At 69.7% G+C, this 22,026-nt stretch carries 21 protein-coding genes; 10 read left to right on the forward strand and 11 right to left on the reverse strand.

The window, feature by feature from the left end:
* Positions 1 to 101 precede the first annotated feature (101 nt).
* Entirely contained in the window at positions 102 to 1,367 is a 1,266-nt protein-coding gene (locus ACIRGA_RS15380; protein WP_400941304.1) for a family 1 glycosylhydrolase, read from the forward strand.
* On the opposite strand, the gene abc-f is transcribed toward ACIRGA_RS15380, so the two are convergent.
* Complete coding sequence (gene abc-f / locus ACIRGA_RS15385) at positions 1,351 to 2,973, reverse strand: ribosomal protection-like ABC-F family protein (RefSeq protein WP_400941306.1); 1,623 nt, start codon at positions 2,971 to 2,973, stop codon at positions 1,351 to 1,353. The genes ACIRGA_RS15380 and abc-f overlap by 17 nt on opposite strands.
* 283 nt (positions 2,974 to 3,256) lie before the next feature.
* Between abc-f and ACIRGA_RS15390 the strand changes: the two genes are divergently transcribed.
* The 5 genes from ACIRGA_RS15390 (at position 3,257) to ACIRGA_RS15410 (ending at position 7,311) form a co-directional block, all read left to right on the forward strand.
* Complete coding sequence (locus ACIRGA_RS15390; protein WP_400941308.1) at positions 3,257 to 3,853, forward strand: hypothetical protein; 597 nt, start codon at positions 3,257 to 3,259, stop codon at positions 3,851 to 3,853.
* 42 nt (positions 3,854 to 3,895) lie between these two features.
* Entirely contained in the window at positions 3,896 to 4,723 is an 828-nt protein-coding gene (locus ACIRGA_RS15395) for a M55 family metallopeptidase (protein WP_400941310.1), read from the forward strand.
* Between the two features lie 169 nt (positions 4,724 to 4,892).
* A complete protein-coding gene (locus ACIRGA_RS15400; RefSeq protein WP_400941312.1) occupies positions 4,893 to 6,179 on the forward strand; it encodes a M20/M25/M40 family metallo-hydrolase in 1,287 nt (428 codons plus the stop codon).
* 189 nt (positions 6,180 to 6,368) lie between these two features.
* Positions 6,369 to 6,668 carry a hypothetical protein gene (locus tag ACIRGA_RS15405; protein WP_400941314.1) on the forward strand — a complete coding sequence of 100 codons (300 nt, stop codon included), beginning with the start codon at positions 6,369 to 6,371 and terminating at the stop codon, positions 6,666 to 6,668.
* A gap of 16 nt (positions 6,669 to 6,684) precedes the next feature.
* Positions 6,685 to 7,311 (forward strand): maleylpyruvate isomerase family mycothiol-dependent enzyme, encoded by a 627-nt coding sequence (locus ACIRGA_RS15410; RefSeq protein ID WP_400941316.1) that lies wholly within the window; start codon positions 6,685 to 6,687, stop codon positions 7,309 to 7,311.
* 6 nt (positions 7,312 to 7,317) lie between these two features.
* Here the strand turns inward: ACIRGA_RS15410 and ACIRGA_RS15415 are convergent, their stop codons facing one another.
* Positions 7,318 to 8,529, reverse strand: coding sequence for an MDR family MFS transporter (locus ACIRGA_RS15415; protein ID WP_400941319.1), 1,212 nt, complete (start codon positions 8,527 to 8,529; stop codon positions 7,318 to 7,320).
* Complete coding sequence (locus ACIRGA_RS15420; RefSeq protein WP_400941322.1) at positions 8,526 to 9,803, reverse strand: ATP-grasp domain-containing protein; 1,278 nt, start codon at positions 9,801 to 9,803, stop codon at positions 8,526 to 8,528. Before ACIRGA_RS15420 ends, ACIRGA_RS15415 begins: the two co-directional genes overlap by 4 nt.
* 199 nt (positions 9,804 to 10,002) lie before the next feature.
* On the opposite strand from ACIRGA_RS15420, the gene ovoA reads away from it, so the two are divergent.
* Positions 10,003 to 12,273, forward strand: coding sequence for a 5-histidylcysteine sulfoxide synthase (gene ovoA, locus ACIRGA_RS15425; RefSeq protein WP_400941323.1), 2,271 nt, complete (start codon positions 10,003 to 10,005; stop codon positions 12,271 to 12,273).
* 35 nt (positions 12,274 to 12,308) lie between these two features.
* On the opposite strand, the gene ACIRGA_RS15430 is transcribed toward ovoA, so the two are convergent.
* Positions 12,309 to 12,911: a TetR family transcriptional regulator gene (locus tag ACIRGA_RS15430; RefSeq protein ID WP_400941326.1), complete on the reverse strand. Its 603-nt coding sequence runs from the start codon at positions 12,909 to 12,911 to the stop codon at positions 12,309 to 12,311.
* Positions 12,912 to 12,977: 66 nt separating this feature from the next.
* On the opposite strand from ACIRGA_RS15430, the gene ACIRGA_RS15435 reads away from it, so the two are divergent.
* The gene (locus ACIRGA_RS15435) at positions 12,978 to 14,549 is read left to right on the forward strand and encodes an FAD-dependent oxidoreductase (RefSeq protein ID WP_400941329.1); all 1,572 of its coding nucleotides are present in this window, start codon (positions 12,978 to 12,980) and stop codon (positions 14,547 to 14,549) included.
* A 4-nt stretch (positions 14,550 to 14,553) separates the two neighbouring features.
* Here ACIRGA_RS15435 and ACIRGA_RS15440 read toward each other — a convergent pair whose 3' ends face one another.
* A complete protein-coding gene (locus ACIRGA_RS15440; protein ID WP_400941331.1) occupies positions 14,554 to 15,393 on the reverse strand; it encodes an oxidoreductase in 840 nt (279 codons plus the stop codon).
* A 96-nt stretch (positions 15,394 to 15,489) separates the two neighbouring features.
* Here ACIRGA_RS15440 and ACIRGA_RS15445 point away from each other — a divergent pair, with 96 nt between their 5' ends.
* Positions 15,490 to 16,392, forward strand: a complete 903-nt coding sequence (locus ACIRGA_RS15445) for a LysR family transcriptional regulator (RefSeq protein WP_400941333.1) — start codon at positions 15,490 to 15,492, stop codon at positions 16,390 to 16,392.
* Positions 16,393 to 16,462: 70 nt separating this feature from the next.
* Positions 16,463 to 17,536 (forward strand): GDSL-type esterase/lipase family protein, encoded by a 1,074-nt coding sequence (locus ACIRGA_RS15450; RefSeq protein WP_400941336.1) that lies wholly within the window; start codon positions 16,463 to 16,465, stop codon positions 17,534 to 17,536.
* Between the two features lie 431 nt (positions 17,537 to 17,967).
* On the opposite strand, the gene ACIRGA_RS15455 is transcribed toward ACIRGA_RS15450, so the two are convergent.
* From ACIRGA_RS15455 to ACIRGA_RS15480, 6 genes are read right to left on the reverse strand one after another with little or no spacing between them, the layout of a single operon-like run.
* Entirely contained in the window at positions 17,968 to 18,267 is a 300-nt protein-coding gene (locus tag ACIRGA_RS15455) for a hypothetical protein (RefSeq protein WP_400941338.1), read from the reverse strand.
* On the reverse strand, positions 18,254 to 18,481 hold the full coding sequence (locus ACIRGA_RS15460) for a hypothetical protein (RefSeq protein WP_007035425.1): 228 nt from the start codon (positions 18,479 to 18,481) through the stop codon (positions 18,254 to 18,256). Before ACIRGA_RS15460 ends, ACIRGA_RS15455 begins: the two co-directional genes overlap by 14 nt.
* Before the next feature lie 46 nt (positions 18,482 to 18,527).
* A complete protein-coding gene (locus ACIRGA_RS15465; RefSeq protein ID WP_125787729.1) occupies positions 18,528 to 18,980 on the reverse strand; it encodes an Lrp/AsnC family transcriptional regulator in 453 nt (150 codons plus the stop codon).
* Positions 18,977 to 20,119, reverse strand: a complete 1,143-nt coding sequence (locus ACIRGA_RS15470; protein WP_400941341.1) for a M24 family metallopeptidase — start codon at positions 20,117 to 20,119, stop codon at positions 18,977 to 18,979. Before ACIRGA_RS15470 ends, ACIRGA_RS15465 begins: the two co-directional genes overlap by 4 nt.
* A gap of 10 nt (positions 20,120 to 20,129) precedes the next feature.
* Positions 20,130 to 21,380: an MFS transporter gene (locus ACIRGA_RS15475; protein ID WP_400941343.1), complete on the reverse strand. Its 1,251-nt coding sequence runs from the start codon at positions 21,378 to 21,380 to the stop codon at positions 20,130 to 20,132.
* Positions 21,377 to 21,955 (reverse strand): ArsR/SmtB family transcription factor, encoded by a 579-nt coding sequence (locus ACIRGA_RS15480; protein ID WP_400941348.1) that lies wholly within the window; start codon positions 21,953 to 21,955, stop codon positions 21,377 to 21,379. Before ACIRGA_RS15480 ends, ACIRGA_RS15475 begins: the two co-directional genes overlap by 4 nt.
* Between the last annotated feature and the right edge of the window lie 71 nt (positions 21,956 to 22,026).

The raw sequence follows: 22,026 nt of genomic DNA on the forward strand, positions 1-22,026 counted from the left end.
ACGACGGGGAACGATCGACGAAGTGGCCGGAGCATCGGAGAAGGTTACGCCGAGTGTTGTCCTCGGTGGTCGCCGTCTCACTATGCGCGACACTTTCGGCTGTGAACGCGTCCGCATCGCAGGATGACGACTGGTCCAGGGACTTCTACTGGGGTGTCGCGTCGTCGGGATACCAGTCCGAGGGCAACGCTCCGGACAGCAACTGGAAACGGTTCGTGGATCGATCCGCCGGCCAGGACGGCGTCGACGAGTACCGCGATTCCGTGGACTTCCGGCACCGCTACGCCGACGACATCCGCCTCGCGGCCGGGCTCGGCGTCAACACCTACCGTTTCGGTGTCGAGTGGGCCCGCGTCGAACCCTCACCCGGCCGGTGGGACGAGACCGAACTGGCCTTCTACGACGACGTGCTCCGGCAGGTCCGCGCCGCGGGCATGACGCCGATGATCACGCTCAACCATTGGGTCTACCCGGGCTGGGCGCTCGATCAGGGCGGCTGGGCCGAGACGCGGACGGCCGACGCGTGGCTGGAGTTCAGCCGGAAGATCGTCCAGCGCTACGCCGGGCAGGACGTCCTCTGGGTGACGTTCAACGAGCCGCTCATCTTCCTCAAGAACGAGCAGAAGGTCGGCGCGCTGACCGCCACGCGGTACTTCGCGGCGCAGTCCAACGTCGTCCAAGCGCACCGCCAGGCCTACGACCTCATCCACGAACTCGACCCGACCTCGAAGGTCACCAGCAACCAGGCCTACATCACCGGGGTCAACGGGATGGCCGACTGGTTCTTCCTCGACCAGGTCAAGGACAAGCTCGACTTCATCGGCATCGACTACTACTACGGCCTGAGCATCGACAACTGGACCGTGTTCGCCGCCGCCACCGACAAGTTCTGGGACGTGAAGCTCCAGCCCGAAGGCATCTACTACGCGCTGCGCAGCTACCACAACCGGTTCCCGCGCCTGCCCCTCTACATCGTCGAGAACGGAATGGCGACCGACAACGGGAAACTCCGCGACGCGGACTACACGCGCGGCGATCACGTGCGCGACACCGTGTACTGGCTCCAGCGGGCGAAGGCCGACGGGATGAACCTCATCGGCTACAACTACTGGAGCCTCACCGACAACTACGAATGGGGCAGCTACCGTGCCCGGTTCGGACTGTACACAGTGGACGCTCTCGCCGATCCCGCGCTGACCCGGCGCCCCACGGACGCCGTTCCCGCGTACCAGGGTCTGGTGACGGCGGGTGGCGTGCCGCAGGGCTTCCGGCTCAAACGCGGTCCGGGGATCTGTTCCCTCGTTGACGGACTGAACAGTTGTCTCAACCCGGCCAAAGTGGACGGACCGCTCATGCCGCTGAAGTGACCAATTCCAGCCTCCTGCCCTCGAACGTCCGCCGCATCCGCCGGTCGTGGGTGACGACCACGAGCGCGCCGGAGTACTCCGCGAGCGCCTGCTCCAGCTCCTCCACCAGATCCGGGGCGAGATGGTTGGTCGGCTCGTCGAGCAGCAGCAGGTCGGTCCTGGCCGTCACCAGCCTGGCCAGTTCCAGCCTGCGTCGCTGACCGATCGACAGGTCCCGGACAGGCTTGCGCAGATCCGCTGCGCGGAACAGGCCGAGCGACAGCAGCCTCTCGGCCGCCTCGTCCGCGTCACCGTCTCCGGCGAAGACCGTCAGGACGGTCCGCGCGTCGGCGGCGAGCCCGCCGTTCTGGTGCAGGAACCCGATCCGGCCCGCCCGCTCCGCCGATCCCGTCGACGGCGCGAGCTCACCGGCGAGCACCCGCATCAGGGTCGTCTTGCCCGCCCCGTTGGGTCCGGTCACGAGGATCCGTTCGCCGGGACGCACGCTGAGCGACGTCCGCGGCAGGCGGCCGTCGACCGACACGTCGTCCACCTTCACCACGTACTGACCGGCCTCCGTCTCCCCCGCGGCGATCCGCGCGGTGAACCGGAGCGGCTCCGGCGGAGGCGGGACCCGGTCCGCCTCCAGCCGCCGGCTCCGCTCGCGGGCCGACCGGATCCGGCTCATCGCCCCGTGCGCCCGGGAGCGGGCCCGGAACGCACCCGCCCCGCTGAAGGCCGCCGGGGCCTTGCGCGGGATCGCCGAGAACCGGTCGATGTTGACGTCCGCCAGCCGTTCGTGACGGGCCTTCTCCAGGCGCCACTCCTCGTACTCCCGGACCCACCGGGCCCGCGCGGCCGCTTTCGCCGCGAGGTACCCCGAGTACCCGTCGCCGTGCCGGTGCACGGTCCGGCGGTCGGCGTCGACCTCGAGGATCGTGGTGGTGACCCGGCTGAGGAACGTCCGGTCGTGGGTGATCGCGACGATCCTGCCGCGATGCCGCCGAAGATGATTCTCCAGCCAGGCGACGGCCTCGTCGTCGAGATCGTTGGTCGGCTCGTCCAGCAACAGCAGTTCGGGTGACGCGGCCAGGGTGGCCGCGAGCGCCAGCCGCGACCGCTGGCCACCGGAGAGCGTGCCCAGCGGTCGGCCGCGATCGAGGCCCGGCTGCCCGAGCCCGTGCAGGGCGACCTCCACCCTGGCCTCTGCCTCATAACCGCCGCGGGCTTCGTAAGCCGTCATGAGGTCGCCGTAGGCCGCCAGGTCTTCGGGGGTCTCGAGCGACTTCTCGGCCGTCCGCAGCCGGGATTCGAGCTCCCGGATGTCGGCAAGCGCGAGGTCGATCGCGTCGCCGACCGTGGCGGTGCCGGGCAGTTCCAGCGTCTGCGGGAGATAGCCGACGCCGCCGGGCGCGGTGACGGTCACCGTGCCGTTGTCCGCCCGGTCGCGGCCGGCGATCAGCCTCAGCAGGGTGGACTTGCCGGAGCCGTTGTCGCCGATGACGCCCGCCTTCTCCCCCGGTTTGACGGTGAAGGAGATCTGGTCGAGCACGACGTGGTCGTCGAAGCGTTTCGTGACACCGGAGAGCACGAGTTGTGTTCCGGGATTTCGATGCGGGGTACGCACAGGGGCGTCCTCCTGATTCTCGCGGGGAAGAAGAGCAGACGCGGAAGGACGCGGCCCGGCGGAGCGAACGCTCTACGCCAGGGCCGCGTCGAAGGCGAGAATCACAGAGTGAAGAAAATCCCCATGCCGAAGACGGTAGCGGGAGCACGCGGGCGGGTAAAACGAATAAAAGGTTGTGTACGGGTTCACAGAGTGGTCTGTGTCCCCATACCGCGACAGCGGCGCTCCGGTGACCGAGAATGAACATGGAGGTTTTTCGCGATCTGAGGGAATGGGGTTCCTCGTGCACGGGTCCAGCGGTCCGATCGCCCGGTTCCGGCGACGGCTCTTCCCCGGTCACAATTCACTGGCGCGCGGCTCCGACCGATTCGAAGCCCTCCTCCTCAAGCTCGTGATCCTCGCGGCACTGCTGGCGATCCCGGTCGCGGCCGCCGTCGGCTCGGCCAACCACGGCAGGCAGGTCGAGGCGGCCGCCGCCGACTCGACCGGACGTCAGGCCGCGACCGCGTACCTGCTGAAGGCCGCGCCCGTCCGCATCGTCGACAGCGAGAGCGTCGGGACCGACAACTCCACCACCGAGGCGACCTGGACGGACGCACGCGGCGCCCGGCACACCGGCGGTGTCCTCGCGGCGCCCGGCAGCCCAGCCGGATCGGCCGTGCCGATCTGGATCGACACCCGCGGCGAGCTCACCGCGGCCCCGAGGAACGCGTCGACGGCCGTGTTCGATTCCGTGCTCGTCGGCCTCTGGCTCTGGTTCGCGGTGGTGGCCACGCTAGTGCTGCTGCAGCGGGTCGTCCGGCTGGTGCTCGACCGGCGGCGCGCCGCGGCATGGGAACGCGCCTGGGCGGTCTACCCGCGTTCCGGTTCCTGGCCCTGATCCCTGCGGCGAGGGCAAAGAGCCTCGGCTAGGGTGCCCCGCATGCGCATCATGATCTCGGCGGACATGGAGGGCGCCACCGGCGTCACCTGGACCGAGGACGTCATCCCCGGCACCGAGCAGTGGCAACGATTCCGCCGCCTGTTCACCGGTGACGTCAACGCCACCATCGCCGGTCTGTTCGACGCCGGCGCCACCGACGTCCTGGTCAACGAGGCGCATTCGTCCCAGCGGAACCTTCTGCTCGAAGACCTCGACGGCCGGGCGCGCATGCTCACCGGCAGGCACAAGCCGCTCTCGATGATGCAAGGCATCGACACCGGTGTGGACGGTGTCGTGTTCCTCGGCTACCACGCCGGCGCCGGGTTCGACGGCGTCCTGTCGCACACGTACCTGGAGAACCAGATCACCGGCGTGTGGCTCGACGACGTCCCCGCGAGCGAAGGCAGGCTCAACGCGGCGATGGCCGCCGAGTACGGCGTCCCAGTGCTGGTCGTCTCCGGTGACGACAAGGCCTGCGACGACGCCCAGGACTACGCGCCGGAGGCAGAACTGGTCACGGTGAAGGAGTGCGTGAGCCGCTACGCCGCGATCTGCCTGCCGCCGGCCAGGACGGCCGAACTGCTGTCGTCGGCCGCGGCGGACTCGATGAACCGGGCGGGCCGGGTCGAACGGTTCACCACGCACCACCGGATCGAGGTCGAGTTCGACGCGAGCCATCTCGCGCAGGCCGCGGCGGTGATCCCGACGGTGGAACAGATCGGCGTGCGGCGGGTCGGCTTCGACGCGCCGGACATGACCGAAGCGATGAAGGCGTTCAAGATCGTCACGGCGATCGCGGCCGGGGCGGTGCAGGGTATCTATGGCTGACATGGAATCGCGGAGCGAGGTTCACGACCGCCCCTTCGATACCGAACCCGCCAGGCCGGAGGCCCCGCTATCGCGGCGGCAGGGCGCCGTTCAAGCTGACCAGCAGGACCTTCGGGGGCCGCGCCCTGGCGACGTGATCGCGGCCGCGGGGTCCGGAGATAACGCTGAGATGGATGTCGTCGAAGTTTGTTCGCGGTTGATCCGGTTCGACACCACGAACCGGGGCGACGGGGACTCCGAAGGCGAGCGCGAGGCCGCCGAGTACGTGGCGTCGCTGCTTTCGGAACTCGGGATCGACTCGAAGATCATCGAGTCCGCGCACCGGCGTGCGAACGTGATCGCGCGGGTCCCGGGCACCGACCCGAGCCTGCCCGCGCTGCTCGTGCAGGGGCATCTCGACGTCGTCCCGGCGGACGCCGCCGACTGGTCGGTGGACCCGTTCTCGGGCGAAATCCGCGACGGATTCCTCTGGGGCCGCGGCGCCGTCGACATGAAGGACTTCTGCGCGATGGTGCTCGCCGCCCTCTCCACCGGCGTCCGGCCACGACGGGACATCGTCCTGGCGTTCGTGGCCGACGAGGAGGACAAGGGCGAGTACGGCGCGCACTGGCTCGCCGCGGCGCACCGGGACCTGTTCGACGGCTGTGCGGCCGCGATCAGCGAATCGGGCGCGTACACCTACCACGTCCCCGCCGCCGACGGCCGGAGCGTGCGGCTCTATCCGGTGGCGACGGCCGAGCGCGGCACCGCGCACCTGCGGCTGACCGCCAAGGGCCGCGCGGGACACGGCTCGCGCCCCAACGACGAGAACGCGGTCACCAGGCTGGTCACCGCGCTCGGGAAGATCGCCGCGCACCGCTGGCCGGTCCAGCTGACCCCGACCGTCCAGGCCTTCCTCGAACGCACCGGGGAAGCGCTCGGCGTCCCGGTCGATCTGTCCGATGTGGACGGAACGATCGCGCGGCTCGGGCCCGCCGGTGCGCTGGTGGTGCCGACGGTCCGCAACAGTACGACCCCGACCATGCTCGACGCCGGCTACAAGGTGAACGTGATCCCGACTTCGGCCGAGGCCCAGGTGGACGTCCGCGTCCTTCCCGGCGCCGAGCCGGAGTTGCTCGCCGAGATCGACGCGATGCTCGGTGAAGGCGTCACCCGCGAATTCGTCGCGCACCAGCCGCCGGTCCAGGCTCCGGTGGACTCGCCGTGGTTCGACGCGATGGCGGACGCCTTGCGTTCGGAGGACCCCGAAGCCGTCGTCGTCCCCTACTGCATGGGCGGCGGAACGGACGCGAAGGCGTTCAGTCCCCTCGGGATCGACTGCTATGGCTTCGCGCCCTTGTTGCTGCCGGAGGGTTTCCCGTACCGGGCGATGGCGCACGGCGTGGACGAGCGGGTCCCGGTGGAGGGCCTGCGCTTCGGCACGCGGGTGCTGCGGCACTTCCTCGAAAACTGCTGAGCCGGCCGTGTTCCGTCTCCAATCACACGAGTTCGCCTTCCAATCACGCGAGTTCGCTGCCTGAACACGCATCATCAGAATTTCATGAAGGCCGCTTAGCGTCGGCGGCGTGAGACCTCTGACTTCGCGCGTCCGGCTGGGCCATCTGCGTCATCCGCGCCGAGCCGCGAACCCGCGGCGATCGATCGGGTGTTCCAGGTCTACATGAACGGGCTGGCCAATCGCGACATGACCGCCTTGCGCAGCGGGACCTGCCCCCGCCTGAGGTCGACCCTGCTCGGGTTCGAACTCCACGGGCACTACGTCGAGCGCTGGGAGATGCTGCCGCACTCCGTGCCGTCGGGACAGGAGTTCGTGACGGTCCAGGCCAAGATCACCCAGCGGAACGCACGCACCGGCAAACTCGCCGGTGAGGTCGTCTATTCCTGGAACGTCGAGCGGAACGAGGACACGAACTACTACGTTTGCGGGTGGCTCGACTACGAATGATCACAGGAGGCCGCCGATGAACCCGGTCGCGCGACTCGCCAGGGACGAACGGGCGGATTTCGCCGCGTTCCTCCGAACACTGTCTCCGGAGCACTGGGACGCGCCGACCTTGTGTTCGGAGTGGACGGTCCGCGAGGTGGTCGCCCACGTCGTCGACTACGACACCCAGAGCTTCCGTGATGTGGTCGGACAGGCCGTCCGCGGCGGGCTGCGGCTGCACCGGATGAACGCGCTCGGCGTCGCTCGAAAGCCCGGCCGGACACCGGAGGAGCTGATCTCGAGGATCGAGGACCACCTCGAACCACGCGGCCTGACCTCGGCGTTCGGCGGGCGGGTGGCGCTGCTCGACGGGCTCCTCCATCACCAGGACATCCGGCGTCCGCTGGGGTTTCCCCGCGAGGTGCCGCCCGATCGGCTGCGTCACGCCCTGGCCTTCGCCCGCTACGCCCCGCCGATCAAGGCGGGCAAGCGGGCACGAGGACTCCGGCTCGTCGCCACGGACCTGGACTGGTCGGCCGGATCCGGACCCGAGGTCCGCGGCCCCGGCGAAGCGCTCTTGCTGTCGATCGCCGGCCGGGACGTGGCACTGGACGAACTTTCCGGTCCCGGCGCGGCGATCCTCGCGTCCAGAATGGACGGATGAGCCGGGTCAGCCGACCGCCACGGGAACGGCCGTGGTGGCCATCCGGCGGCGGACCGCGTTGCCGAGCAGGAGCTGCCCCACGGCCGCGGCCAGGCACAGGCCGAGACAGACGGTCCACAACACGGGTGCGCCCAGTACCAGCAGCTGCGTGCCGCCGAGCGGCGCGACGAACGCGGCAAGGCCCGCCGCCGTGCCGTAAGCGCCGTTGTACCGGCCGCGCAGATGCGGTGGGGCGAGTTCGGCCACGATGGCGACGCCCACCGATTGGATCACGATCTCGCCGAGGGTCCACAAGACCGCGCACGCCGCGTACGCCGGCGTCGTCGATGCGAAGGACGTGGCTCCGAAACCCAAGCCCGTCAGCAGGATCCCGAACGTGAGCACCCGCGAAGGATCCCAGCGTCCCAGCCGATGCCCCACCAGTGGCTGCACGACCACGATGACGATCCCGTTCACCGCCATCACCAGCCCGTACCCCGCCGGCGAAAGACCGTCCTCGCGCATCGCCAGCGGCAACGTGGCCAGGCTCTGCAGGAACACGAACGCGACCACCAGGGAAACCAGCATCAGCCCGGCCATGGCCCGGTCGCGCAGGACGACGGTGAAGCCGCCCCGTTCCCGGGCGCCACCGCCGCCCCGGGTCTCCGGCACCGCCCGCCAGACCAGCAGCCCGAACAGCACGCACGTCGCCGCGTCCACCCAGAACAGCGTCGTGAAGCCGGCGCGGGCCAGCGTGCCGCCCAGCACCATCGCGATCGAGAAGCCCAGGTTGATCGCCCACAGCAGCAGCCCGAACGCCCGCGTGCGATCGGCGCCGGGCACCAGATCCGCCACGATCGACTGGGTGGCCGGGCGGAACACGTCGAGCGCCAGCCCGAGCAGCAGCGCGGCGACCGCGATCAGTTCGAGGCGTTCGACGTACCCCAGCACCAGCATGATGGCGCCGGTCGCGAGCATCCCGCCGGTCAGCGTCGCCCGCCTGCCGATGCGGTCGGCCAGCATCCCGCCGATCAGCTGCGAGAACACCTGGCCGATGCCGAGCAGCGCCAGCACGGTTCCCGCCGTCGCCACCGAAAGGCCGCGCTCACTGGTCAGGTACAGCGCCAGGAACGGCAGGACCATGGTGCCGAGCCGGTTGACGAGCGTGCCCGTCCACAGCACCCAGAACGACTTCGGCAGCCCGCCGAGCCGGGTCCTCAGGAACCCCGGCGCGGTCATGGTTCGAGCTCGTAGCAGCCCACGCCGTCGAGATACCGCAGCGTGCCGAGGTCGCGCAGGACGTACTCCTCGATCTCGTGCATGAACGTGACGACCACCGGAAACGTCGTGTCGTCGATGGTGCGGCGCAACGGTTTCCCCGGCTGCGTCAGCACGAACATCTCGTGGAAGCTCTCCAGCCGCCGGATCTCGTCGAGCGCCGTGTACCGGCGGAGCGTGCCTTCGACCGGCGAGAGCAGCGCGGACCAGGCGTAATGCCGCCGGATCCGGTAGTCCTCGCCCCACCGCTCACGGAACCGCTCCGGCCGGAGCACCGCGTCGGCCATCCAGTCCAGCTGGGACTCGCCGATCGCGAGCCGCGCCAGATGCGGCAGGTCACCGCCAGAGAGCCGCGAACCTGCCTCGATCAGCCGTGGCCCCTGTGGAGTCCGCTTGATCTCGACGTGCGCGGCGCCGTGCCGGATGCCCAGCGCGTCGAGGACCGCGAACGCGTAATTCACCAGTTCGTCGTGGCCCGGCCCGCGCCTCGGCACGATCTGGCAGGCACCGAGCAGGTCGGACACTCCGTTGACGGCGAAGCGCGACGTCTTCCAGATGTCGCACACCTGGTGCAGGCCGTCCATGCTCACCGTGTTGACCATGTACTCGGTGCCGGCGAGGTACTCCTGCGCGATGACGAGGTCGTTGTCCTCGGAGAACACGTTCTGGCGGCCGGTGATCGTGCGCAGCGCCCGGACCGATTGCTCCGGAGTGTCGCAAAAGGACACACCATCGCCGCCGGCGCTGCGGTTCGGCTTGACGACGATCCGTCCGCCCACCTCTCGGTGCCATGCGGCTAGTTCGGCCTCGTCCGCGGTCGGCAACTGCCGCGCGACGGGCAAACCTGCCGTGGCGACGGCCTCGCCCATGGCGGACTTGTCCCGCCTGGCCAGGGAAAGCGCGGTGCCGTTCGACGGCACTCCCAGCGCCTCGCTGAGTTCGTCGGTGAACGCGACGGCGTATTCGCCACCGGCCACGACCGCGACCGGCCGGTGCGCCGCCAGCGCGTCCAGTGTCTTCGCGAGGTCGCCGTCGTGGACGATGTTCTCGCGGTAGTTGCTCATGGTCGGCGAGGACTTCCGGTATTGCCCTGGTGCGTCGGGCGCGCTCTGCACACGCACACAGTCCGCGCCCAGCGCCAGGAATGTCGGCGCGATGTGCCGGGCGGTCTGCGGCAACCCGTGGTCGGCCGTTTCGTAGGTGTCCACGAGCACGACACAGGGGTTCGTCGACAACGGGTTCACCTCTCAACCGGTGGATCGGAAACACCGACGGTGCCACCGCCGCGATCACCGGGCATCTCCCCGCTTGCGCTCTCGCGCCGGGCTTCTTCCGATGCGCGATTCAGGGCACGAAAGGAGAGGAAATGACCTTTTCGAAGATGCGACGGTTTCGGCACCCGCCCCCAGTGCCCCAGAACTGAAGTGAGGTCACATGACGTCGACGGTCACCATGGAACCTTGGGAGAGAAACGCGGTAAAGCACTCCGACGAGCGGCTGAACGGAGCCCGCGATCCACAGTGGTGGTACACCGGGGTCCGTCCCGAACCCGGCCGTTGTCCGGGTGTGGCCGAATCCGGCGAGATCCGAGCGCTGCCGCTGCCCGATCTCTCCGTCTGCAGCCGCGAAGAGGTGCTGGACTACTTCGACAACGCGTGGACCCTGCACGAGGTGCTGTTCGCCGGGTTGAAAGGCGCGGAAGCGTTCTACCGTCCGCCGGACCACAACCTGCGGCACCCGATGATCTTCTACTACGGCCACACGACCGCGCTGTACGTCAACAAGCTGCGGGTCTCCGGGCTGCTGGACGCGCCGATCGACGCCTATCTCGAACACGTCCTGGAAATGGGCGTCGACGAGAACTCGTGGGACGACATGTCGAAGAACGACATGGTGTGGCCGTCGGTTTCGGAGGTGAAGGACTACCGGGCCGAGGTGTACCGAACGGTCGTCGGCATCATCGAGACCACTCCGTTCGCACCCGATCTCGGGCGTCCCGTGACGATGGACGACCAGGCCTGGGCCCTGCTGCTGGCGATCGAGCACGACCGCATCCATCTGGAGACCAGTTCGGTGCTGGTCCGCGAGATGCGGCCGAGCCTGGTCGAGCGGCCCGCCGCGTGGCCCGCGCCGTCACCGCTGCGCCGCACCACCGAGACCGGCAAGCCAGAACCGGGTTCCGTGCCCGCCAACGGCACCGTCACCGTGCCCGGGCGTACGGCCCGGCTGGGCAAGCCACAATCCTTCCCGTCTTACGGCTGGGACAGCGCGTACGGCTCACGCCGCCAGGAGCTGCCGGACTTCGAGGCGGCCCGCTGCCTGGTCAGCAACGGCGAGTTCCACGGCTTCGTCGCCGACGGCGGCTACCGGCGCCCGGAGCTGTGGTCGGCGGAGGGCGAGGCGTGGCGTCGCTTCCGCAACACCAAGTGGCCGCGGTTCTGGGTGCCGACCGGGCCGACCGGGCTGCACGCGTTCCGGCTGCGCACGCTGTTCGACGAGATCGACATGCCGTGGGACTGGCCGGTGGTGGTGAACTACCACGAGGCCAAGGCCTTCGCCGCCTGGCGGTCCGAAAAGGACGGACGGGAGTACCGGCTGCCGACCGAAGCGGAGTACTTCCTGCTGCGCGACCTTCCGGAACGCCCGGGTGTCGCGGACGACGTCGTCATGCGGCTCGACGGTGCGCAGCTGCGTGCGGCGGGCATCAACCTGGGCCTGGCTTGGGGTTCGGAAGGCCCGGTCGACCACTCGCCGACGACGTCGCAGGGTCTGCACGACGCCGGCGGCAACCTGTGGGCGTGGAGCGAAGACACCTTCAACCCGCTCGACGGCTTCACCCCGCACCCGTACTACGAGGACTTCTCGGTGCCCAGCTACGGCGGTCAGCATCAGCTGATCCTCGGTGGCGCCTACATCAGCACCGGCGAGCTGGGCAGCATCTGGGCTCGGCATTTCTATCGGCCGCATTTCCTGCAGCAGGCGGGAATCCGACTGGTCGTCGTGCCGGAGTCCACTGTGGACGGCGAGGCTCGGGCGGAACTCGACCGGGCCCTGCTCGGCCAGTACGGCACCGCCGAACAGGTCTTCGGCCGGGCCGGGCATCCGCTGGCCGCGACCGCGGCCCATCCGGACCGGCTGGCCAGGAGGTTCTTCGCGGCCGCCGATGAAGCCGGGGTCGAGCTGCGGCGGGTCGCGGATCTCGCCACCGGGGCGGGCGGGCTGGCGTTCGCGCTGGCCGGACGGCCGATCGAGGTCGTCGGCCTGGACGACCGGCCGACGTTCGTCGCGGCGGCGGACCGGCTGGCCGAGGGCTGGGACGTCGGCTACCGGGTGCCGGGACGCGGGGAGCTGCACGCGCGGCGGCCGTCGATCGCGCCAGGTGGCGGCGTGTCCTTCACCCTCGCCGAGCCCGGACGCCCACCCGCGGCGCTCGGCACGTTCGACGGCGTGGTCGTGGCGGACGCCTTCGACCGGCTCGGCGGCGTGGCGGGCTACCTGCGCCCGCTCGTCGGCTCGGAGAACTTCCTGCGCGCCGGAGGGCTGCTGCTCGTGGCACTCCCCCGGGCGTCGTCCGCCGAGCTCGCGAACGTCCTCGGCGATGCGTTCGAACCGCTGTCGGAAGGCACGGAGCCGAGCCTGACCAAGGCCGACGGGCACCGGTACGAGATCACCGACCTGGAGGTCTCCATCTGGCGTAAACGCTGATCCTTGAGGGCGGGCCGCCGCCCGCCCTCAAGGCTTCACCAAGCCTTGGCCAGCGCGCCGAAGGCGGCGTTCAGCCGCTCGCAGTGCGCGGTGATCACACCGGCGAGATCGTCTCCGGCGAGCCGGCGCCGCGTCGTCGTCACCGCCACGGTCCGGTACGCCGCGACGATCAACGCGGCGGTCAGTTCACTGTCACCCGAGAACCGGGTGTCGCTTTCGAGCTCGTCGGCCACCTCGGCCTCGATCTCGTGCTCGAACTCGCGCAGCCGTGAAATGAGCGCGCGCGACCCGGCGACGGTGCGCGCGAGCGGCTCGCCCGCCTCGCTCAGCCCCGACAACGGATGCTGCTCCTCCGCGAGGGCGATCGCCGTCCGCCGGAACGCTTCGACGACGCCCACGCCGTCCGGTCGATCACGGATCACCGCCCGCGCGATGCCGACGGCGTCGGGCAGCCGATCGAGCGCGAGGTCCTCCTTGCGCTCGAAATGCGAGAACACCGTCACCTTCGAAACACCGGCGGCGGCGGCGACCTCGGCGACCGTGACGTCGTCGAAGCCGCGCTCCACGAACAGTCCTGTCGCGACTTCGGCGATATGCGCCCGCGTCTTCGCACCGCCCCGATCTCCTCGCTTCGCCATGTGACAAGCGTACCTTTACTCAGTAACCTTACCAAGTAAGCTTATCGAGTAAAGCTTGGAGTCATCATGGAACGGACCGACGTGATCGTGGTCGGGGCGGGGCCCACCGGCCTGTTCGTCGCGAGCGAACTGGCCTTGCGAGGAGTGCGGACGACCGTGCTGGAGCGGCTCGAGGAGCCGGATCCGACGATCAAATCCGGCTCGATCAACGTCGCCAGCGCCGAGATCCTGGACAGGCGTGGCCTGTTGCCCGCCGCGGAGGAGGTACAACGCCGTCGCTTGGCCGAAGCCAGAGCCTTCATCGGCGGCCGCTCGAACCGGACCGTGCGCGAGCTGACCAACGCGGCGGGCCGGGCCACCCGGCGGTTCCCCGTCCTCGGGCATTTCGCGGGGATCATGTTCCGGCACGATCTGGTCGACCAGGACGATCCGGTGCTCGCCGCGCATACGGCCGTGGCCAACGGGATCATGGTGCCCCAGCACGATCTCGAGCTGCTGCTCGGCGACCACTGCGCGCGGCTGGGCGTCAAGATCCGCCGCGGTGTCGAGGTGCGGGGGCTGCGGAGCACCGGCGCCGGCCTCGACGACGACGCCGATGTGGTCGTCGAGACCAGCGCGGGCGACTTCGGCGCCGGCTGGGTCGTGGCCGCCGACGGCGGGCGGAGCGTCGTCCGCAAGCGGCTCGGGATCGAGTTCGTGGGCACCGACCCGGAGCTGGTGGGCTATCAGGCCATCGCCGATATCGACGACGCGAGTGAATTGCGCCGCGGGTGGAACTGGACGCCTCACGGTATCTACACCTACGGCCCGGTTCCGGGGCGTGTCCTCGTCGCCAGGTTCGCGCCCCAGCCCGAGGACAAGAACGCTCCCGTGACCGTCGACGAGCTGCAGTGCGCGGTACGGGGCGTCACCGGCGTTCCGGTGACGATCACGGGACTGCGCGGGCGGGCGACCCGATGGTCGGACAACGCGCGCCAGGCACAGGCCTACCGCCGCGGCCGGGTGTTCCTGGCGGGCGACGCCGCCCACGTGCACTCACCGTTCAGCGCACAGGGCCTGAACCTCGGCATCGGTGACGCGGTCAACCTCGGCTGGAAGCTCGCCGCGACCGTCCAGGGCCACGCTCCGGCGGGGCTGCTCGACACCTACCACGCCGAACGGCACCCGATCGGCGCGTGGGTCCTGGACTGGACACGGGCCCAGGTCGCGCTCATGCGCGGCGACGAACGGACCGCCCGGCTGCGCGAGGTCGTCGGCGACGAACTCTTCGCGGTCCCCGGCGCGACCAACCGCATGATCGCGCTCTCGTCGGGGATCCTGCAGCGGTACGACGTCGCCGACGCTGCCGACGACGCCACCGCTCCGGTCGGCTCCATCGCCGGGGACCTCGAACTCGGGTCGGGAACCAGGCTCGCCGACCACGCTCACGACGGCCGCTTCGTGCTCGTGGACCGCTCGGCCGATGGCCGGTACGCCGGGATCGAAAGCCGGATCACGTACGTTGCCGATCCCGATGCGTCGCAGCCGAGTCTTTTCGTGCGCCCGGACGGGATCGTCGCCTGGGCCGACGGCCCCGACGACACCCCCGGCCACACGCGGAAGCTGCTCGACATCGCGATCCAGCGCTGGCTCGGCTGACCCCTCAGAGGGCGGTGGAGCGGCTCAGCTCTTCCCAGGCGGCCAGCTCCGCCGCCTTCGCCTCGTGCGTGGCTCGCAGCCCGTCGACAGCGTCGTCGCCGAGCGCGAGCCGCAGCGGCGGATTGTCGCTGTCCAGCACCTTCAGGATCGCGGCGGCGGCCTTCGCCGGGTCACCGGGCTGTGAGCCGTCCATCCCCTCGACGAAATCCCGGATGGCGCCCGTGGATTCGCGATAGGCGTCGATCACCCTCGAGCGTTGCAACCGGCTGCCGCCGAACTCGGTCCGGAACGCGCCGGGCTCCACGATCAGCACCTTCACGCCGAACGGTGCGACCTCGGCGGCCAAGGATTCCGACATCGCCTCCAACGCGAACTTCGCCGAGCAGTAAGCCCCGAAGCCGGGCGGGCTCTGCTGCCCGCCCATCGAACTCATCTGCACGATCGCACCGCTTCGCTGCTCCCGCAGGTGTGGCAGGACGGCTTTCGTCACCTCGACGGCACCGAAGAACATCACGTCCATCAGCGAACGCAGATCGGCCATCGCCAGTTCCTCGACCGCGCCGACCGAACCATGGCCGGCGTTGTTGACCACGACGTCGATCCGGCCGAACTCGGCGAGGGTCGCCCGCACGGCCGCTTCGACGTGCGCCGGATCGGTGACGTCGAGCGCCGCGGTGCGCACCCGGCCCCCGCCGAGTTCTTCCAGCTCGGCCAACGCTTCCGGACGGCGCGCCGTGGCCATCACGCGGTCGCCGGCGTCGAGCGCGGCCAGGACGAGGTGCCTGCCGAACCCGGACGAGCAGCCGGTGATCAGCCAGACGCGGCCGTCGGTTTCCTTCGTCATTCCTGTTTCCTCCAGTGAAGTTCCTGCGACCCATCCTGCGAAGATCGCGCCTGTGCGGCCAACACCGGTTTCCTGGTGCGGCTACAGTCAGAGCCTGTGACCCCCGAGTTGCGGCAGTTGCGCTACTTCGTCGCCGTCGCCGAGGACGCGAGCTTCACGAAGGCCGCGCGGCGCCTGCACATCGCCCAACAGTCCCTTTCGCAGCAGATCACCGTCCTGGAACGGGTTCTCGGCACGAGACTGCTGCGGCGCGACAGCCGCGGGACCCGGCTCACCGAGATCGGAGCGCTGTTCCTGCCGGAGGCCCGTGCGGTCCTGGCCCGCAACGACGAGGCGCTGTCGGTGCTGGGCCGGGCGGTGCGCGGCGAAATCGGCACCCTGCACCTCGGTTTCCTCACCACGACGGCCAACTATCTGCTCCCGCCGGTGGTGCGCGCGGTCCGCGCGCGGCTTCCCGATCTCACCCTCACCACGGACGACACCCAGATCGCGCCGCTCGTGGACGGGCTCGGCGCCGGCCGCTACGACCTGATCTTCACCCGGCCTCCACTGATCGAAGGGTTCGAGACCCGCACGTTGATCACCGAGCAGGTCTGCGCCGTCCTCCCGGAGGGACATCGGCTCGCCGCCGCGACCGAGCTGAAGCTCGCGGACCTGGCCGACGAGCCGTGGGTGCTCACGCCACGAAGTTCCTGGGAACCCTGGCATCGCCGCTATGACAACGAATTCGAGGCGGCGGGGTTCACGCCGCGCGTCGTCCAGCGGGCCGCGACCGTGCAAGGGTTGCTCGGTCTCGTCGCCGCCGGCATCGGTGTGACGAGGCTGGCCCGGTCTTCGCACAGCCTGCGCCGGAGCGGGGTGGTGTTCGTGCCGCTGACGGGCGACACCGCCCGGACGGTGATGGCCTGGTCGCCGGAGAACGACAAGCCCGCGCTCCCCGGCGTGCTCGACATCGTGACGGAGCTGGCGGCCGGGACGGATCTGACGGAGGCGGGCTGACCGGGCATCGCGACCGTCACACCGCCATGATCACCCGGTCGGGCCACGGGGTCCGTAGAATCCGGGGACGATGCGACGTTTCCGGTGGTGGTGGGGTGCTCTCGCGCTCACGTTCGTGGTGGTTCTCGTCGGGTTCATTGCCTTTACCGGGTCGGAAAGCCGCCCAGGGCAGCCGTCCCCGCGCCAAGGGCCGCCGGGGACGGGGCCGCTGACGGTCGTCTCCATCGGCGACAGCACCGTGTCCGGCGAGGGCGCGGGCGACTACACGCCCGCCACCAACGGGCCGGGCGGCAACTGGTGCCACCGCTCCCCCAACGCCTTCGTCGAGCAGATCAAGATCCCCGACGTCACCGCGCGCGTGAACCTCGCGTGTTCGGGGGCGCCTTCGGAGCAGATCGCCCTGGGCGAAGCCAAGCAGTGGACGGAACCGTCGCAGGCGCAGCAGCTCGCGAACCTGATCAAGGATCACCGGGTCGCCGCGGTGGTGATCGCGGTCGGCGCGAACGACGAGCCGAAGTTCTCCGCTCAGGTCAACGAATGCTTCAAGGCGTGGTTCTCCCCGCAGAACCCGCCGTGCAGCGCGGCGCTTCGCACCACCTGGAAGTCCAAAGTGGACGCCATGGTGCCGAAGGTGACCAACGCCGTCGCCGACGTCAAGAAGGTGTTGGCGCAGGCGGGTTACGTTCCGACGGACTACCAGCTCGTGCTCATGTCGTACGCCTCGCCCGTCGGCCCTCAGATCCCCGAGGCACTGCGCAGCCTCAACGGTTGCCCGTTCCGCACCGAGGATCTGGAGTGGATGCGCCGCGACGGTGTCTCCGTCCTGTCGGACGGGCTCAAACAGGCGTCGAGGGCGACCAGCGCGCGGTTCCTGGACCTCTCGCGGGCGGGCGCCGGGCGTGAGGCGTGCAGCAGCGACCCGGCGAACGAGTGGTTCAGCAGGCTGACACTCCAGCTGCGCGACCTCGGGCAGGTCGACCGTGCGAGCCACGCGCTGCAGGAGTCCTTCCACCCCAACGCCAACGGCCACGCGCAGATCGCGAACTGCCTCAACGAGTTCCTCGCCGCGCGCGCGGGCAACGCGTCGTGCCTCTCCGGACCCGACGGCAAACTGCACGCCGCGCCCGAGGTGGTCGCGCGCTAGAGGTCTCGCGCTAGAGGTCGAGGGCGGCGAAGGTGGCGTCCAACCCTGCCTGAGTGTCCACAAGGGACACTTTCTGACTGCGCGGCGTCCGGTTTATATCTATATGCACGACCCCCTCATGAAACCGCGCAGACTACCCAAACCGGACACTTGCATCCCGAAAAGTGTCCCTTGTGGACACTCATGCCGCAGTCGGCCCTCGTCGGTGAGCGCGGACCCACGCTACAAAGGGTGCGCGGCACGCCACCTGTGGACAGCCGGGTCGCAATCGACCTCTGCAGGTCAGCCTTCGGCCAGTCCGATCACGCAAGCGGCAGAATCGCCTCTCGATCCGATGCACCGACACCACCAGGACGCAGGTCGCGTGATCAGACACGCGACACGCGTGCTTGGAGACGTAACACGCGTGTCGTCCGTCCGATCACCCGTCGCTAGAGGTCGAGGGCGGCCCGCAACGCGATGTCGATGCGCTCCTGGACCTCTTGGTCGATCTCCGCGATCTTCTCGTCGAACCACGGCCGGTACAGGCGCGTGAGGTTCAACGTGGAGACCCAGTACCGCGCGTCGACGGCGACACCGAGGATGTCCTGCGGATCACGGTCCAGCAGTTCGGCGCCGAGCAGCCACGGCCGCTCGGATTCGTTCACCCCGTCCGAGGACAGCAGGACGACGGTCCGCTGCCGTGCCGGTTCGGTCGGGGGGTGGTACGTCCAGACTTCACCCCTGTGCACGCAGATCCTTCTCCGCGGCGGTCAGCTCGGCCTCGTCCGATTCGGCGGACGGTTCGACCGGGGCGCGCTGCGGGGTGTATCCGGTGCGTACGGCCTCCCTGCGGGCCGCTTTGGACAACCACGACGAGACCGAGATCCCGTGTGCCTTCGCGGCCCGCTCGGCGAACTCGAGCGCACCACTGTCGAGTGAGAGAGTGACCTTACGTGTTGCCATACCTTTTATCGTACCAGCGTCGCGCAAGCCCACCTGTTCCCTCGTCTCACAGAGTGGGCGAGCGGCCCTCGAACGGCGTCGACAGCACCACCGTGGTCCGGGTCGAGACCTTGGCGGACTCGCGAATCCGGCGGAGCAGATCCTCCAGTCCGAGCGGCGAAGCGACCCGGACCAGGAGGATGTACGACTCGTCCCCGGCGACCGAGTAGCAGGACTCGATCTCCTTGATGTGCTCGAGACGCTGCGGGTAGTCGTCCGGCGCGGCCGGATCGTTCGGCGTCAGCGAGATCAGCGCCGTGAGCGGGAGGCCGATCTGCTCGCCGTCGAGCCGCGCGGTGTACCCGAGGATGACCCCGCGCTGCTCCAGGCGGCGCACCCGCTGGTGCACCGCCGACACCGAAAGCCCGACCCGCTCGGCCAGATCGGTGAAACTGCGCCGTCCGTCCGCGGCCAGCTCCTGGACGATGGCCTGGTCCAGCGGCTCCAGACCACCCGTCATGCGTCGAGCACGATCAAGTCGTGCGGGCGCTGGTTGACCGATTCGACGCCGTCCTCGGTGACCACGACGATGTCCTCGATGCGGGCACCCCAGCGGCCGGGCTGGTAGATGCCGGGCTCGACGCTGAAGGCCATGCCCGGCTCGAGCGGCAGCGCGTTGCCCTTGATGATGTAGGGCTCCTCGTGCACGTCGAGGCCGATGCCGTGACCGGTGCGGTGGATGAAGTACTCGCCGTACCCGGCCTCGGCGATGATGTCGCGCGCGGCGGCGTCGATCGACTCGGCGGTGACGCCGGGGCGGACGGCGTCGACAGCGGCCTTCTGCGCACGCTGCAGGACGGCGTACGTCTCGGCGACGTCGGCGTCACGCGGCTCGCCCACCGCGTACACGCGGGTGGAGTCGGAGTTGTAGCCCTCGGCGATCGGGCCGCCGATGTCGACCACGACGACGTCGCCGCGCTCGATCACCCGCTCGGAGACGTCGTGGTGCGGGCTGGCGCCGTTGGGGCCCGAGCCCACGATCACGAAATCGGCGTGGGTGTGGCCCTCCTCGACGATGGCGGCGGTGATGTCCGCGCCGACCTCGGCCTCGGTGCGGCCGGGGCGCAGCCATTCGTGCACGCGGGCGTGGACGCGGTCGATCGCCGCTCCCGCGTCGCGCAGCGCCTGGATCTCGGTCGCGTCCTTGCGCATCCGCAGTTCGCGCACGATCGGCCCGGCCAGCGTCTGCTCGGCGTCGCCGAGCGCACCGCGGAAGGCGAGCACGTGCAGCGCCGGGGTGAAGTCGCTGACCGCCACGCGGCCTGGCTTGCCCAGCCGGTCGGCGACCAGTTCGTAGGCGTCGTCGCCGTCGACCCAGGTGACGACCTCGATGCCGAGCTCGTCGGCGGGGACGTCGGCGTAGCCGGGCGCCTCCAGCTTCGGCAGGACCAGCGCCGGGACGCCGTCGGCCGGGATCACCAGCGTGGTCAACCGCTCGAAGGAGCCCCCGGCCTGGCCGATGAGGTAGCGCAGGTCCGAGCCGGGTGCGATCAGCAGGGCGTCGGTGTCGGCGGCGGCCGCCGCGGCGCGGGCCCGGTCGAGGCGGGCGCGGAGGCTGGCGGCGTCGGGGGCGGGGTTGTGAAGGGAACGGCGCGACATGATGGCGAGCCTAGTCGGTCCGCGCGCCTTGGCTCACCGGCCGGTCACCCCCGATCGGGGCAGGATCGTCGAGGCCGCGCCAGACCCGGAAGATCGCCGGGAAGGTGCCGGCGATCAGGTACAGACCACCGAACACGGCGAGCGCGCCGACGAGGCCGATCCCGTCCAGCAACAGCCCGGCCGCCATCGAGCCGAGCGGCGCCACGGCGAGCACTCCGCCCACCAGGAGGCTGAGCACGCGACCCCGCACGGCCTCCGGAACCCGTTCGTAGACCACCGGAAGCAGGATCGGGTTCATCGCACCGGCGCCGATCCCGGTCACCACCAGCCCGGCGAGCAGGACGACGGGCGTGGGTTCCAACGCGAGAAGGGCGAAGCGTGGAGCGCCCACGAGCGCCACGGCGGCCAGAATCGCCGGGCGACGCGGGAAACGGTGCCCTGCCCAGCCGTACAGCGCGGAGCCGAGGAGCCCACCGACCGCGACGGCGGTGATCATCGCGCCGACCAGCGCCGCGCTGTGCAGCACTCGGTCGCCGTAGGCCGGGTACAGGACTCCGATGAGGCCGAAGTCGAGACTGCTGGTGAGCATCAGCATGCCGACGATCGCACGCAGGAGGCCATCGCGTTCGACGTACCCGAATCCGTCACGCAGTTCCTTGAGATATCCGCCAGAGGGCGGACTCGGCGGGCCTGCCGCGGCCGGAATGAACGCGAACACCAGCGCGGCGGACAGCAGTAGCGCGCCGGTGTCGACGAACAGCACCGGGATGGGCCCGATCAGCGCGATCAGCCCGCCGGCGGCGGGCCCGCCGACCATCCGGCCGGTCCTCATCGCCCCTTCGACCGCACTCGCGGCGCGACTCGTGCGGATCCCGCCCACGTCGGCGACTCCCGCGAGCAGCACCTGCTTCGCCGTGTCCGCGGGACCACGGGACACGCCCATCACGAACGACAGCACGATCAGTCCCGGCAGGCCGAGCCCTGTAGTGCTCACGGCGAGCGGGATCAGCAGCACCGTGACAGTGGTCAGCAGATCCGCGCCGACGCTGGCCCGACGCGTGCCGACCCGGTCCACGATCGGGCCGCCGAGCAACGCGGCGACCATCAGGCCCAGCACCTCCGCCGCGGTGACGAGGCCGGTTTTGGTGCCGCTGCCGGTGCTTTGCAAGACGTACCAGGGAATCGCGAGCAGTGTCATCGTCACCCCGGCCGAGGAGATCCCCGAAGCCACGACCAGGGCCCCCAGTGGCATCCGGCTCATGGCGTTTCCGGCCGGGACTTCCGGGGGAAAGCCGCCCAGTGCACGCGGACCTGGGTGTCGCCGTCCTTCTCCGGACGGCGGTAACGGCCGATCACGTCGAGGATTTCGTCGCTCAGCGCGGCGGCCTCGTCCGGTGTCAGCGAGAGCTGCGAGTCGTCGAAGGCGACCTTGTCGATCCACTCGTCGGCCCAGTCCCGCACTTCGGCGACGAACTGCGCTTCGGCGGCGTAGCGCCGCTCGACCATCGTGTGGGCGTAGGCATTGAAGGGACCGGCGAGATCCGGGTCGTCGATGAAGTCGCTGGCGCGCATCCGGTCTCCCTCGTGCACGGCCTTCCACCACCTGTCGCGCCTGCTGCCGCGTTCGGTGTCCTCCACGATCAGCCCGGATTCGGCCAGCTGACGCAGATGCCAGCTCGTGGTCCCGGAACTCTCCCCCGCCCGCTTCGCCAGCCCGGACGCCGTCGCCGGACCGTCCTCTCGCAACAACTCCAGGATCTTGACCCGCAGCGGATGCGACAGCGCCCGGAGGATCCGGCCGTCGACCCGCGCGAGATATCTCTCGCTCTTCCCCATGCCACCGACCCTATAACCGCAGAGAACTCTTTGCAAAGAGTTCTCTGTGATTGGAGCCTGATATTCGGCGA

Source organism: Amycolatopsis sp. NPDC102389 (genome assembly GCF_044765885.1).
Lineage (GTDB): Bacteria > Actinomycetota > Actinomycetes > Mycobacteriales > Pseudonocardiaceae > Amycolatopsis.

Excerpts from the sequence above, each read along its gene's own strand:
- ACIRGA_RS15395 (WP_400941310.1), top strand. The coding sequence starts at position 3,896 with ATGCGCATCATGATCTCGGCGGACATGGAGGGCGCCACCGGCGTCACC.
- ACIRGA_RS15400 (WP_400941312.1), top strand. The coding sequence starts at position 4,893 with ATGGATGTCGTCGAAGTTTGTTCGCGGTTGATCCGGTTCGACACCACG.
- ACIRGA_RS15410 (WP_400941316.1), top strand. The coding sequence starts at position 6,685 with ATGAACCCGGTCGCGCGACTCGCCAGGGACGAACGGGCGGATTTCGCC.
- ACIRGA_RS15415 (WP_400941319.1), bottom strand. The coding sequence starts at position 8,529 with ATGACCGCGCCGGGGTTCCTGAGGACCCGGCTCGGCGGGCTGCCGAAG.
- ovoA (WP_400941323.1), top strand. The coding sequence starts at position 10,003 with ATGACGTCGACGGTCACCATGGAACCTTGGGAGAGAAACGCGGTAAAG.
- ACIRGA_RS15430 (WP_400941326.1), bottom strand. The coding sequence starts at position 12,911 with ATGGCGAAGCGAGGAGATCGGGGCGGTGCGAAGACGCGGGCGCATATC.
- ACIRGA_RS15435 (WP_400941329.1), top strand. The coding sequence starts at position 12,978 with ATGGAACGGACCGACGTGATCGTGGTCGGGGCGGGGCCCACCGGCCTG.
- ACIRGA_RS15440 (WP_400941331.1), bottom strand. The coding sequence starts at position 15,393 with ATGACGAAGGAAACCGACGGCCGCGTCTGGCTGATCACCGGCTGCTCG.
- ACIRGA_RS15450 (WP_400941336.1), top strand. The coding sequence starts at position 16,463 with ATGCGACGTTTCCGGTGGTGGTGGGGTGCTCTCGCGCTCACGTTCGTG.
- ACIRGA_RS15460 (WP_007035425.1), bottom strand. The coding sequence starts at position 18,481 with ATGGCAACACGTAAGGTCACTCTCTCACTCGACAGTGGTGCGCTCGAG.
- ACIRGA_RS15465 (WP_125787729.1), bottom strand. The coding sequence starts at position 18,980 with ATGACGGGTGGTCTGGAGCCGCTGGACCAGGCCATCGTCCAGGAGCTG.
- ACIRGA_RS15470 (WP_400941341.1), bottom strand. The coding sequence starts at position 20,119 with ATGTCGCGCCGTTCCCTTCACAACCCCGCCCCCGACGCCGCCAGCCTC.
- ACIRGA_RS15475 (WP_400941343.1), bottom strand. The coding sequence starts at position 21,380 with ATGAGCCGGATGCCACTGGGGGCCCTGGTCGTGGCTTCGGGGATCTCC.
- ACIRGA_RS15480 (WP_400941348.1), bottom strand. The coding sequence starts at position 21,955 with ATGGGGAAGAGCGAGAGATATCTCGCGCGGGTCGACGGCCGGATCCTC.